Origin of the sequence: Allobosea sp. OK403 (genome assembly GCF_900113835.1) — a bacterium.
Taxonomy (GTDB): Bacteria; Pseudomonadota; Alphaproteobacteria; order Rhizobiales; family Beijerinckiaceae; genus Allobosea.
In genome coordinates this window covers 918,287-931,181 of record NZ_FOQV01000001.1, presented here as the reverse complement: position 1 = coordinate 931,181, position 12,895 = coordinate 918,287, and the positions used below count along the sequence as shown (strand labels likewise).

Genomic DNA, 12,895 nt, shown 5'->3' with positions numbered 1-12,895 from the left:
AATCACTTGCACCCAGGCTAGCGGCTGGTGAAGGCCGAAGCGAGACCGCTCAGGCTGCCGCGAACAGACTGCCATGTGTGATGCGCAAACGGATGCGCTCGCCGATCGCCGGCGCGACCTGGCTCGCCAGATCCACGTCGAGGCGCTTCGCCAGCCCCTGAACCGCGACCTCGGCGCGCCGCAGCGGGCCGTTCCGGCGCAGATGCTCGACGACGCCGGGCAGCGCCAGCGGCAGATCGTCGACGATGCGCAGGTGCTGGGGCCGGACATAGAGCGCGGCCTGTCCGCCCTGGTTCTGCGACAACCCGCCCAGAACCGGCCGATCGCCGAAAAAGGCCTGGCTGCCGACGACCTTGACCGGCAGCTTGTTCACCTCGCCGAGGAACTCGCAGACAAAGGGCGTCGCCGGATGATCATAGACATCATCCGCCGAACCGACCTGCTCGATACGGCCGTCATTCAGGATCGCGACCCGGTCGGCGAGTTCCAGCGCCTCCTCCTGGTCATGCGTGACGAAGACGGTGGTGTGTCCGGTGCGGCGGTGCAGGTCGCGCAGCCAGGCGCGCAGATCCTTGCGGACCTTGGCATCGAGCGCCCCGAAAGGTTCATCGAGCAGCAGCACGCGCGGCTCGATCGCCAGCGCGCGAGCCAGCGCCACGCGCTGGCGCTGGCCGCCCGAGAGCTGGCTCGGATAACGCTTGTCGAGGCCGGGCAGTTGTACGAGTTCGAGCAGGTCGCCGACGCGCTTTCTGATCTCCGCCGGTTCCGGCCGCTGCGCCCGCGGGCGCGACTTCAGGCCGAAGGCGACGTTCTCTCCGACCGTCATGGTCCGGAACAGGGCGTAGTGCTGGAAGACGAAGCCGATCCGCCGGTCGCGCAGCGAGAGGTCGCGCATATCGGTCTCGCCGAACAGCACGCGGCCCTGATCGGCCTGTTCGAGGCCGGCGATCAAGCGCAGCAGTGTCGTCTTGCCTGAGCCCGAGGGGCCGAGCAGGGCGACGAGCTCGGCAGGCTGGATGTCGAGCGAGACGCCGCGCAAGGCAGCAAATGCGTCGAAGCGTTTCTCGATCGATTCGATGGTGACTGCGACCGACATGCTTGCGTCCTTCATCAATGGCGGCGGCTGGCGGCGATGGAATCCGAGTAACGCCATTCCAGCAGCGTCTTGAGCGCGAGCGTGACGAGCGCCAGCCCGGCCAGAAGCGAGGCGACGGCAAAGGCCGCAGCGCTCATGTACTCGTTGTAGAGAATCTCGACATGCAGCGGCATGGTGTTGGTCAGCCCCCGAATCTTGCCGGAGACGACCGCAACCGCACCGAACTCGCCCATGGCGCGCGCGTTGCAGAGCAGCACACCATAAAACAGGCTCCACTTCACATTGGGCAGCGTGATCGTCAGGAAGGTCCGCCAGCCCGAAGCGCCGAGCGTCAGCGCCGCTTCCTCATCGGCCGAACCGAGCGATTGCATATGCGGAATCAGCTCGCGTGCGACGAAGGGGAAGGTCACGAACACCGTCGCCAGGACGAGACCGGGCAGGGCGAAGACGATCTGCACGTCATTGGCTTTGAGCCAGGCGCCAAAATAGCCTTGCGCGCCGAAGAGCAGCACGAAGACGAGGCCCGAGATCACCGGAGACACCGAGAAGGGCAGGTCGATCAGGCTGATCAGCAGGTTCTTGCCACGAAACTCGAACTTGGCGATCGCCCAGGCGGCTGCGATGCCGACGACGACGTTGAAGGGCACGGCGATGCCGGCGACCAGCAGAGTGAGATGGATCGCCGCGACCGCATCGGGCTCGGTCACGGCCGCCTTGTAAGCCGTCCAGCCGCGCGCACCCGCCTCGACGAAGACCGAGACCAGCGGCAGCAGCAGAAACAGCGCCAGAAAGGCGAGCGAGACCGCGATCAGCACGGCCTGGACGACAACGCCTTCGCCGCGGATGCGGCGCGTATCACGCTTTTGGGCCGTGTCGGTCCGGAACTGGGGCAGAGCAGCATCAGACATCGCCGAACCTCCGGCGTGCCCGTGCCTGAATCAGGTTGACGAAGAGAATGAGGCCAAAGGAGATCAACAACATCAGCATCGCGACGACAGCCGCACCGGCATAGTCGAATTGCTCCAGCCGGATCACGATCAGCAGGGGGGCGATCTCCGAGACCATCGGCACATTGCCGGCGATGAAGATCACCGAGCCGTATTCGCCGACCGCGCGCGCAAAGGCCAGGACGAAGCCGGTCAGCAACGCCGGATAGATCGGAGGCAGGATCACCGTGAAGATGGTGCGCCAGCGGCCGGCCCCGAGCAGCGCCGCGGCCTCCTCGACATCGGCTTGCATCTCCTGCAGCACCGGCTGCACCGTGCGCACGACGAAGGGCAGGCCGACGAAGATCAGCGCCACCATCACACCGAGCGGCGTATAGGCTATCTTGATGCCATAAGGCGCCAGCAAGCTGCCGACCCAGCCATTGGGCGCATAGATCGCCGCGAGCGCGATACCGGCGACCGCCGTCGGCAAGGCGAAGGGCAGGTCAACCGCTGCATCGATGAAGCGTCGGCCTGGAAAGTCGTAACGCACCAGCACCCAGGCGAGGATCATGCCGAAGACGGCGTTGATGCAGGCGGCAAACAGCGCTCCCAGAAAAGATAGGCGCAACGCTGCCAGCGTCCGCGGCGAGGTCGTCACCGCCCAGATATCTGCCGGGCCGGCGCTCGCCGCCTTCAGCGCCAGCGCCACCAGCGGCACGAGCACGATCAGGGACAAGGCGCTCAGCGTGATGCCGAGCGCGATGCCGAAGCCTGGCAGGATGCTCGGCTGCCGCCAAACTGAGGTCGCCGCTGCCATCAGCTAGCGCGCCGGCTTGTAGAGCTGGTCGAAGCTGCCGCCGTCGCCGAAATGGGTCGGCTGTGCCTTGGCCCAGCCGCCGAAATCCTGGTCGATCGTGACCAGCTCAAGCTTCGGGAAATTCGCGATGTCCTTTGGGTCGGCCGCCTCGACATTGCGCGGCCGATAATAGTTCTTCGCGATGATCGCCTGGGCCTTCGGTGTGTAGAGGAAGTCGAGATAGGCCTGCGCCTCGGCCCGCGTGCCCTTGGCGTCGACATTGGCGTCGACCAGTGCGACCGGCGGCTCCGCCAGGATCGAGAGGCTCGGCACGACGATGTCGAACTTGTCGGCGCCGAATTCATGCAAGGCGAGGAAGGCCTCGTTCTCCCAGGCCAGGAGCACGTCGCCAATGCCGCGCTGGGTGAAGGTCGTGGTCGCGCCGCGCGCGCCGGTGTCGAGCACGGGTACGTTTGCCAGGAGTTTGCCGATATAGTCGCGGACCTTCGCCTCGTCCTTGTTGAAGGCCTTGTCGGCATAGGCCCAGGCAGCGAGGTAATTCCAGCGCGCCCCGCCCGAGGTCTTCGGGTTTGGCGTGATGATCTGCACGCCCGGCTTGACCAGGTCGCCCCAGTCCTTGAGCGCCTTGGGGTTGCCCTTGCGGACGAGGAAGACGATCGTCGAGGTGTAGGGCGAGGAGTTGTTGGGCAGGCGCGTTTGCCAGTTTTCCGGCAGCTTCTTCGAGCGCTGGGCGATGGCGTCGATGTCGCCCGCCAGCGCCAGCGTCACCACATCCGCATTGAGACCGTCGATGACCGTGCGCGCCTGAGCGCCCGAGCCGCCATGGGACTGGCGGATGGTCGTGAGCTTCTTGGTGTTCTTCGCGTTCCATTCGGCGATGAAAGCCGCGTTCAGGTCGCGGTAGAGCTCCCGCGTCGGGTCGTAGGAGACGTTCAGCAACTCAGTCTGGGCGCGCGCGCCGGCCACGACGCCGAAGCACAGGGTGAAAGCCCCGAGCACGAGCCCGGCTCTAAGCACACGGCGAAAGATAGGTTGCGTCATGTCAGGGCTCCGTTGCGATCAATGCCGGAGGCCCCAGGGAACCACCGACATTCGTTCTGAATAACAAACGAAACGTACTGAATTTTCGCACCAGCCTCAACGGCATGCTGCAGCAGGCCCATTCCAAACTTGAACCCTGTGGGAGAAAACGCGTCTCCCTTGAAGGCGTTCCACCGTATTTTTGGTCAGGCATTTCCCGCGCAACGCGATTTGCGGGCAAATCAGGCATAAATCCGAATAGGCCGTTGTCGCAGCGCCGAATTCAGGCCCGGCGCAGATCCTGCGATACGCTGGTGGCGGCCACGGCCCCCAGCGCATGCCCCACCAGGACGAGCACAGGCCCTTTGGCTGGCAGTTGGCCGAGCATATCAGGCAATGTCGCGATCGTCGCGGCCACCCGGACTTCGTCCGGCCGTGTCGCCGCCAGAACGGCAACGGCCGGCGTTTGCGGATCGAGCCCGGCCGCCACCGCGCGGTCGCGGAAGCCCGCGAGCGTGGCGCGCGCCATATAGATCACCGTCGTCGCATAGGGGTCGGCCATGGCCTGCCAGTCGAGATCGTCCGGCAGGTCACCGGTGCGGGCATGGCCGGTGACGAATTGCAGGCGGCGCGCATGGTCGCGATGGGTCAGCGAGAGGCCAAGCGAAGCCGCGGCTCCTTGTGCCGCCGAGATACCGGGCACGATCGCGACCGGGATATTGGCAGCGGCGCAGGCCTCGATCTCCTCGCCGGCGCGGCCGAAGATGCCGGGATCACCGCCCTTGAGGCGCACGACATGCTTGCCCTGGCTCGCCAGCGCGACGATCAGGGCGTTGATGTCGCTCTGTTTGACCGACGGCCCATAGCCGGTCTTGCCGACCAGCATGCGCTTGGCTTCGCGGCGGGCGAACTCCAGCACGCCAGACGAGACGAGGTCGTCATATAAGATGATGTCGGCGCTCTGCAGCGCGCGGATGGCCTTCAGCGTCAAGAGTTCCGGGTCGCCCGGGCCGGCACCGACCAAGGTCACCCGGCCGTTGCCGTCATGGGCGCTTTCGAGCCGGTCGAGCGCACTGAAGAGGTCGCTCCTGTCGATCTCGCCGGGGTCACGTTCGGGAGCTGTGATGGCGCGCGCCGTGAAGCGCTCCCAGAAGGCGCGGCGAAGTGCGAAAGGAAGCTCGCGCACCTGCACGGCGGGCCGCCAGTCCTTGGCCGCCTGGGCCCAGCTCTTCAGCCCGGCCGGCAGCAACGCTTCGATCTTGGCCCGGATCGCCTGCCCGAAGACGGGCGCGGCGCCATCGGTCGAGATCGCGACGATCAGGGGCGAACGGTTGACCAGCGAACCGAAGGCGAAATCGCAGAATTCGGGCTTGTCGACGACATTGACCGGCACGCCCAGCTGCCGCGCGGCCGCCGCGAAGGCGCGCGCCTCAGTGAGATCCTCGATATCGCCGATGGCAAGTGCTGCGTCGGCCAGATCGTCAGGCTGCCAATGCCGGGGTACCACGGTCACAGAGCCGGCTGGCGGTTCGTTGGCGAGGGCCGTGAAGCGGTCAGCCGCATCGCCGGCAAAAACGCGGAGGTCGGCTCCGGCCGCCGCGATCAATTCGGCCTTCCAGAGCGCGCTCTCGCTGCCACCGGCGAGCACGACCTTGCGTCCTTCCAGCTTGTGGAAGAGCGGCAGCGTCGCCAGCCTGTCGATGCGGCGCGCGGTGGTCGGCTCTGGTTGTCTTTCGCTCATCGCGTCGCTGTGGTGGCTCTGACATCCGTGGGGCGCGTCTCGCCCCCCGCTGGCGGCATCAGCAACCAGAAGACAGCCAAGAGCACAATGATAAGGCGAAAGCAAAGATCGAACCAGCGCTCATGGGGCTGCTTCGGAAGCAGATTTGCGATCTCGCTGTCCATGCTGTCCTCCTTCAATCCGCGCAATGTCGCCGGTCCGGCGGCGCTGTTTCGATCGGCCGCGCCGGGCGTCATCGCGTTACGATGCGGCGAGGCGGCCGGCGGCGCGGGCCGTGCGACGCTGATCGAGGATGTTGTGGCTGTCGCCATAGCCGCGCTGATAGCCATGGCTGATCTGGCCCACTGTCTTGAGCCATTGCTCGACCGGCTGACGCGCAGCGCTGGCCTCGGGCAGTTCGATTTCGTCGAAGCCGCAAGCCAGCGCATAGGCGAACTGGTCGGCGATCAGGGGGCCGCTCGCGCGCAAGGTTCCGGTGAAGCCATGATTGCGGATCAGCTTGGCAAGGCTGAAGCCGCGCCCATCCGAATAGGCCGGGAAGCTGATCGCGATCAGCGAGAGCTGGCGCAGCACCAGCTTGAGCTCGGCGATACGGATGTTGTTGGGGATCACGACGCCGATGCGCTGGTCGCGCGCCTTTTGTTGCAGGGCCTCGGTCAGCGCTTCCCACGGCACCAGCGCCTGCGAGAGATTGTCGACCCCTGAGCCTTCGCTACGTGTCCAGGCGTCGACCTTGCTGCCGTTCCGATCAAGCAACGGCATGGGCGACCTCCTGGAAGGCGGCCTTGAACGGAGCAAGGCCGATGCGGCGGACATTCTCGATGAAGCTCTCGCCCTCAGTCCGCTCGGAGAGATAGACGTTCACGATCCGCTCGATCGCGTCGGGAACATCCTCCGCCGCGAGGCCGGGCCCCAGGATCTCGCCGATCGCGGCGTTCTCGGTCGCGTCGCCGCCAAGCGTGATCTGATAGGATTCGATCCCGCGCTTCTCCAGGCCGAGAATGCCGATATGGCCGACATGGTGGTGGCCGCAGGCGTTGATGCAGCCCGAAATCTTGATGTTGAGCTCGCCGATCGTTTTCTGGCGATTGTCATCGGCGAAACGATGCTGGATCGCCTGCGCGATCGGGATCGAACGCGCCGTCGCGAGCGCGCAATAGTCGAGCCCGGGGCAGGAGATGATGTCGGTGATCAGGCCGATATTGGCGCTTGCGAGCCCCGCTTCGCCGAGCCTCTGCCAGATCGCGAAGAGGTCGCGCTGGCGGACATAGGGCAGCACGAGGTTCTGCGCATGGGTTACGCGGATTTCGGCTTGCGAGTACTGCTCGGCGAGATCGGCGACGAGCCGCATCTGGTCGGAGGTCGCATCGCCCGGCGCCTCGCCGACGGGCTTCAGCGAGATCGTCAGCGCCGCATAGCCTGGCGCCTTGTGCGGGATCGTATTGACCTCGACCCAGCGCGCGAAGCCGAGGTTGGCGGCTTTCGTTGCCTCCAGCACCCGGCTCGTTGCCGGCAGGACCTCATAATCGGGCGCCTTGAAGTAGGCGGCGATGCGCGCGACCTCGGCCGGATCGGCGTTCACCGAGGGCCCATCGAGCCGCGCGAATTCCTCTTCGACGCGGCGGCGGAACTCCTCGACGCCGATCTCATGGACGAGGATCTTGACCCGCGCCTTGTATTTGTTGTCGCGCCGGCCCTCGAGATTATAGACCCGCATGATCGCCTCGAGGAAGGCGAGCAGGTCATCCTTGGGCAGGTAGTCGCGCACGACCTTGCCGATCATCGGGGTGCGACCGAGGCCGCCGCCGACGCTGACCTCGTAGCTGATCTCATGGGTGTCGGGATGGCGGCGCAGGCGCAGGCCGATGTCGTGCGCCTTGATCACGGCGCGGTCATGCTCGGCGCCTGTCACCGCGATCTTGAACTTGCGCGGCAGGTAGTCGAATTCGGGATGGAGCGACGACCATTGCCGGATCAACTCGGCGGTCGGGCGCGGATCCTCGATCTCGTCTTGCGCCACGCCGGCAAAATGGTCGGCCGTGACGTTGCGGATGCAATTGCCGGAGGTCTGGATGCAGTGCATCTCGACATCGGCGAGCAGGTCCAGAATTTCGGGTACGTCGCGCAGCTTCGGCCAGTTGAACTGCAGGTTCTGGCGCGTGGTGAAATGGCCGTAGCCGCGGTCGTAGCGTTCGCCGATCAGCGCAAGCTGGCGCAGTTGCTTCGATGACAGCGTGCCATAGGGAATGGCGATGCGCAGCATATAGGCGTGGAGCTGCAGATAGACGCCGTTCTTGAGCCGCAGCGGCTTGAACTCATCCTCGGTGATCGAGCCGTCGAGCCGCCGTGAGACCTGGTCGCGGAACTGGGCAACCCGCTCGCGGACAAAACGCTCGTCGAATTCATCATAGCGATACATCGGTCAGGCCCTCTGCCCGGCTGAGATCCCATCCCCGGCCTGCTTGCCGAGATCGGGACGATTGCTGGGCCCCAGCGTCTTGAAGCGCTCGCGGAAATGTCGCGGAACCGGCTGGCCGGTCTCCATGGTGACATCGACGAGATAGGCATCGACCACGCGATTGCCCGCGAGCTCGGCCGCCGCGAAAGCCTCGAGGCTCTCTGCGGCGGGATCGTCCGAGGCGACCAGCGCCAGCGCCGGATCGCGCGTCCAGATGAGTTGCCCGTTGGCGCCGGCAACGGCGAAGACGACATCGCCATCGAGCAGGTCGTTGGCGAGCAGGATCGCCGGCAAGGGGACGCGCTTGGGGGCGGCAGCCATCACGCGGCCTCCGCCAAGGTGAGCGTCAACCCGTCGAGCTCGTCGGACCAGATGATCTGGCAGGAGAGGCGCGAGGTCGCCTCGATCAATGGCAGGGTGTCGAGCGCGTCGATTTCATCCTCGCGTGGCTCCGGCAGGCGCTTGGCCCAATCGGACGCGACGACGACATGGCAAGTGGCGCAATCGCAGGAACCGCCGCAGACGCCCTCGATCCCGACCTTGTAGTCGCGCAGGATCTCCATCACCCGCCAGCCTTCGACGGCTTCGAGTTCATGGGCGCGACCGTCGCGGTCGATCACATTCAGAATGGCCACTGCGCCGCTTGCCCCGTTCGTTCTTCCGAACGTTTCAAATAAGCCAGAGCGGCGATCGATTCAATTCACGCAAGGTAGCGTGTTTTTTCTTATTCCCGATCAAAAGGAGGAGATTTGTCTTTCCGGCTCATCGGACCTAGCGGGCATCGAGTGGATTCTCCTCCGTAGGAGGAGGAGCGACGACGGCGGCGTCAGACCAATCCGCCCAGCCGATAGCCCACCCCGGGCTCGGTCTCGATCAGCTTCGGCGCCGCCGGATCATCCTCGAGCTTCTGGCGCAATTGCCCGACGAAAACGCGCAGATATTGCACGTCATGCTCATGCGCCGGCCCCCAGACTGCGGTCAGGATCTGGCGATGCGTCAACACGCGGCCATTTCCGCCGGCCAGGCTGGCGAGCAGGTCGTATTCCTTCGGTGAAAGCTTCACATGCACCCCGGCGCGGCTGATCCGGCGGTTGACGAGGTCGATCTCGACATCGCCCGAGCGGATCGTCGCCTCCGCGCCCTGCCGCTCGATGCGGTGACGCAGCGCGACGCGCAGGCGCGCCAGCAATTCGCCGACGCCGAAGGGCTTTTCGACATAGTCATCGGCGCCGGCGTCGAGCGCATCGATCTTCTCTGTCTCGCGGTCTCGCGCCGAGAGGATGATCACCGGCCCGTCATAGAAGGCGCGCGCCTTGGCCAGGGCCTCCTTGCCGTCCATGTCGGGCAGGCCGAGATCGAGCACCACGGCGTCGGGCGGTTTGCGCGCGATCTCGCGCAGACCGGCAGTGGCGTCGTCGGCGCGGACATGTTCGTAGCCCGCCGCATCGAGCGCCGGGCCGAGGAAGCGGTGGATCTGCGGCTCGTCGTCGATGACGAGGATGCGGGGGCGGAAAGCGGTCATGACAGAACCTCCGGCGCCGCGCCGTCCTTGCGCAGGCTGATCAATATGCGGGTGCCCCCCTTGGAACCGTCAGGCCGATCCTGGATCGGGCTTGCGGCCGCGATGCGCCCGCCCATGGCCTCGACGAAGCCCTTGGAGATGGCAAGGCCAAGGCCCGCCCCTTTTCCGCGCTCGCCGCCGCGATCGGTCGCCTCTTCCATGCGCCGGAACTTCTCGAAGACGCGTTCGAGCTCGGCTGTCGGGATGCCGCGACCTTCGTCCTCGATCGAGATCACGACATTGCCCCGGTCCTCATAGGCCGCGGTTTCGATCAGCGAACCGTTCTCGCTATAGGCGATCGCGTTCTCCAGGATGTTGACCAGGGCCTGTTCGAGCAAGGACGGGTCGGCGGGCACGGCTGAAAGTTCGGCTGGAAAATCGCGCTGGATGCGGCGGTTCTCCAGTCGCCGCGACACCCGCGCGATCGCGGCCGAGATCACGTCGCGGACATCGGTCCAATCGCGGCGTGTCACCAGCGCGCCGCCTTCCAGCCGTGTCATGTCGAGCAGGTCGCCGACATAGCGGTTGAGGCGCTCGGCCTCCTCGCGAATGGACAAAAGCAGATCGTCGGCCACGGCCGGCTCGACGCTCTTGCCGAAATCGATCAGCGTCGTCACGGAGCCGAGCACGGTGGCGAGCGGCGTGCGCAGATCATGGCTGACCGAGTTCAGCAGCGCCGAGCGCAATCGATCCGTCCGGCGCAGCGCCTCGGCATCGACGGCGGCCGCAGCGAGTTCCACCCGCTCCAGCGCGATCGCGCCCTGGTCGAGCAGCGCCATGGCAAAACGCTCATTCTCCGCACCCAGCAGGGCTTTGGGCTCGAACCCGACCACGCCCGAGCGCATCCGCACACCCTGCAAAGGCCGGAAGGTCCAGGCGACATTGGGCAGCGTGCCGGTGCCGGCTCCGGCGGGCTCGCCCCGGTTCCAGCTCCAGCGCGCAGCCGTCATGTCGGCGGTGGTCAATGGCTCCAGCGAGGGCGCGCCGGCGCTGGGCGCGATCTCGTCTCCTTGCGGGAGCAGGACGATGATCTTTCCGGCCGTCGCCGCCGAAAGCTGCTCGGCCAGTACGGTTGCGGCGTCCTCCCTGCGCGCGGCGCCCGAAAGTCTGCGGCTCGCTGCCAGCAGCGCCGTGATCGCCGAGGCGCGCCGCGCTGTCGCCTTGGCCTGGTCGCGGATGCGCCCGGTCAGGCCGCCCGTAGCGACGGCTGCGACGAAGAATACGGCGAAGGTCAGCACATCGGCCGGATTGCCGATCCACATCGACAGGCGCGGCTCGAGAAAGAAGAAATTATAGGCGAAGGCGGCGAGCCCTGCTGCCGTCAGCGACGGCCAAAGCCCGAAGGCGACGCCTGCTCCCAGCACGCTGACGAGAAACAGCATGGCGAGGTTGGCGTTCTCCGCCTGACGATCGACCAATGTCGCGACGGCGACAGCCGCGGCTACCATGACCGCCGCGCCGATATGGCCGCGCCAGGAGAGATCGCGCTTGGGGGCGGCCGGGGGCGGGCCGGCCGGTACGGAGGCGATATCGGTGATGATGTGAAGCGCCGCACCGTTCTGCGCCTTCAGCAGGGCAGGGGCGAGCGAGCGATGGAACCAGGCGCGCCAACCCTTGCGATGCGATTTTCCGACGACGATCTGGGTGACGTTGTTGCGCCGCGCATATTCCAGCACGCTGGCGACGAGATCGTCGCTGGTCAGCACGACATTGGCGGCCCCAAGCTGTTCGGCGAGCTTGAGCGCCTCCGCCAGCCTCTGACCGCGTGCCGGATCGGCGTCCGAACCGTTGGGTCGCTCGACATGGGCGACCGTCCAGGGCGCGTCCATCATCATGTCGGAGAGGCGCCGGCCGGCGCGCACGAGCGAGGACGCCATCGCGTCGGGCCCGATCAGCACCAGGATGCGCTCGCCCGCAGCCCAGGGCCCCTCGACGCCGGCGCGCTTCATCGCCTGATTCAGATGGTCGTCGACGGTCTGCGCAGCACGGCGCAAGGCCAGCTCGCGCAGCGCGGTCAGGTTCTCCGGCTTGAAGAAATTGTCGGCGGCGAGCCGTGCCGTCTCGGGGAGGTAAACCTTGCCTTCGGCCATGCGCTGGCGCAGTTCGCTCGGCGTGATGTCGATCAATTCGATCTCGTCGGCGCTGCTCAGTACGCTGTCAGGCACTGTTTCGCGCTGGCGCACGCCGGTGATCTTCCAGATCACGTCGACGAGGCTCTCGAGATGCTGGACGTTCAGCGTGGTCCAGACGTCGATCCCGGCTGCCAGCAACTCCTCGACATCCTGCCAGCGCTTGGGATGCCGGCTGCCCGGCGCATTGGAATGCGCGTATTCGTCGACCAGCAGCAGGCGCGGCTTGCAGGCCAGCGCCGCATCGAGGTCGAATTCCATCAGCATGCGGCCGTTATGCTCGATCGGCCGGCGCGCCATCACCTCCAGCCCGTCGAGCAGCGCTTCGGTCTCGCGGCGGCCATGCGTCTCGACCAGGCCGACCAGCACCTCGCCATGCTCCGCTTGGGCGCGATTGCCTTGGGTGAGCATCTCGTAGGTCTTGCCCACACCCGGCGCCATGCCGAGAAAAATCTTCAGCCGGCCGCGTTTACCGCGGCCGGCCTGGGCCAGAAGGGCGTCGGGATCAGGGCGTCCCTGTTCCCGGAATCGGGTCTCGTCAGTGGTCATTACGGCTTAGCTTGAGCCTTCGGATAGCGCGCGTCGAGGGCGAGATTGGCGGTCAGCACGTTCACGCGCGGCCGGCCGATGAAACCGAGCAGATAACCTTGCGTGTTCTGGGCGATGATCTCGGCGACCTGCGCCGGCGGGGCGCCGCGCGTCTTGGCGATGCGTTCGATCTGGCGCGCCGCGTTCTCCGGCGAGATATGCGGGTCGAGACCCGAACCCGACGCCGTCACGGCGTCGACCGGCAGAGGGCCGGCGCCATCAGCGGCGCGGATCGCCTCGGCATCGGTCTTGATGCGCGTGGCGAGATCCTCGTTCAGTGGCCCGAAATTGGAGCCGGAGGAATTGGCGGCGTCATAGCCGTCCTTGCCGGCAGCCGACGGCCGGGGCCGCAGATAGGCATCGTCCTTGAAGATCTGGCCGATCCATTCCGAGCCGATGATCTCGCCGGCCTGGTTGCGGATCAGCGAGCCGCCGGCCTGCGCCGGGAACAGCGCCTGGGAGAGCCCGGTGACGCCGAGCGGATAGGCGATGCCGAGCAGGAGGATGAAGAAGACCATCGAGACGATGGCGGGGCGAAGATGGGACCACATGGTCG

General features: G+C 66.2%; 13 protein-coding genes. All 13 read right to left on the bottom strand.

Annotation, left to right across the window (positions count from 1 at the left end; all coding sequences use genetic code 11):
* Positions 1 to 49: 49 nt before the first annotated feature.
* A complete protein-coding gene (locus tag BMZ97_RS03990; protein WP_092165684.1) occupies positions 50 to 1,096 on the bottom strand; it encodes a sulfate/molybdate ABC transporter ATP-binding protein in 1,047 nt (348 codons plus the stop codon).
* A gap of 14 nt (positions 1,097 to 1,110) precedes the next feature.
* Positions 1,111 to 2,004 carry a sulfate ABC transporter permease subunit CysW gene (gene cysW / locus BMZ97_RS03985; RefSeq protein ID WP_092165683.1) on the bottom strand — a complete coding sequence of 298 codons (894 nt, stop codon included), beginning with the start codon at positions 2,002 to 2,004 and terminating at the stop codon, positions 1,111 to 1,113.
* Complete coding sequence (cysT, locus tag BMZ97_RS03980) at positions 1,997 to 2,842, bottom strand: sulfate ABC transporter permease subunit CysT (RefSeq protein WP_092165682.1); 846 nt, start codon at positions 2,840 to 2,842, stop codon at positions 1,997 to 1,999. Before cysT ends, cysW begins: the two co-directional genes overlap by 8 nt.
* Before the next feature lie 3 nt (positions 2,843 to 2,845).
* On the bottom strand, positions 2,846 to 3,883 hold the full coding sequence (locus BMZ97_RS03975; RefSeq protein ID WP_092165681.1) for a sulfate ABC transporter substrate-binding protein: 1,038 nt from the start codon (positions 3,881 to 3,883) through the stop codon (positions 2,846 to 2,848).
* Between the two features lie 262 nt (positions 3,884 to 4,145).
* Complete coding sequence (cysG, locus tag BMZ97_RS03970) at positions 4,146 to 5,603, bottom strand: siroheme synthase CysG (protein WP_092165680.1); 1,458 nt, start codon at positions 5,601 to 5,603, stop codon at positions 4,146 to 4,148.
* Entirely contained in the window at positions 5,600 to 5,767 is a 168-nt protein-coding gene (locus BMZ97_RS31140) for a hypothetical protein (protein ID WP_158516247.1), read from the bottom strand. Before BMZ97_RS31140 ends, cysG begins: the two co-directional genes overlap by 4 nt.
* A gap of 76 nt (positions 5,768 to 5,843) precedes the next feature.
* A complete protein-coding gene (locus BMZ97_RS03960) occupies positions 5,844 to 6,365 on the bottom strand; it encodes a DUF934 domain-containing protein (protein ID WP_092165678.1) in 522 nt (173 codons plus the stop codon).
* On the bottom strand, positions 6,352 to 8,022 hold the full coding sequence (locus BMZ97_RS03955; RefSeq protein ID WP_092165677.1) for a nitrite/sulfite reductase: 1,671 nt from the start codon (positions 8,020 to 8,022) through the stop codon (positions 6,352 to 6,354). Before BMZ97_RS03955 ends, BMZ97_RS03960 begins: the two co-directional genes overlap by 14 nt.
* A gap of 3 nt (positions 8,023 to 8,025) precedes the next feature.
* Positions 8,026 to 8,382 (bottom strand): DUF2849 domain-containing protein, encoded by a 357-nt coding sequence (locus BMZ97_RS03950; RefSeq protein ID WP_092165671.1) that lies wholly within the window; start codon positions 8,380 to 8,382, stop codon positions 8,026 to 8,028.
* A complete protein-coding gene (locus BMZ97_RS03945; RefSeq protein ID WP_092165670.1) occupies positions 8,382 to 8,696 on the bottom strand; it encodes a 2Fe-2S iron-sulfur cluster-binding protein in 315 nt (104 codons plus the stop codon). The genes BMZ97_RS03950 and BMZ97_RS03945 overlap by 1 nt, the downstream gene beginning before the upstream one ends.
* 191 nt (positions 8,697 to 8,887) lie before the next feature.
* Positions 8,888 to 9,583: a response regulator gene (locus tag BMZ97_RS03940; protein WP_069691613.1), complete on the bottom strand. Its 696-nt coding sequence runs from the start codon at positions 9,581 to 9,583 to the stop codon at positions 8,888 to 8,890.
* Positions 9,580 to 12,300: a sensor histidine kinase gene (locus BMZ97_RS03935; protein ID WP_092165669.1), complete on the bottom strand. Its 2,721-nt coding sequence runs from the start codon at positions 12,298 to 12,300 to the stop codon at positions 9,580 to 9,582. The genes BMZ97_RS03940 and BMZ97_RS03935 overlap by 4 nt, the downstream gene beginning before the upstream one ends.
* Positions 12,300 to 12,890, bottom strand: a complete 591-nt coding sequence (gene kdpC, locus BMZ97_RS03930; RefSeq protein ID WP_092165668.1) for a potassium-transporting ATPase subunit KdpC — start codon at positions 12,888 to 12,890, stop codon at positions 12,300 to 12,302. The genes BMZ97_RS03935 and kdpC overlap by 1 nt, the downstream gene beginning before the upstream one ends.
* Positions 12,891 to 12,895 lie beyond the last annotated feature (5 nt).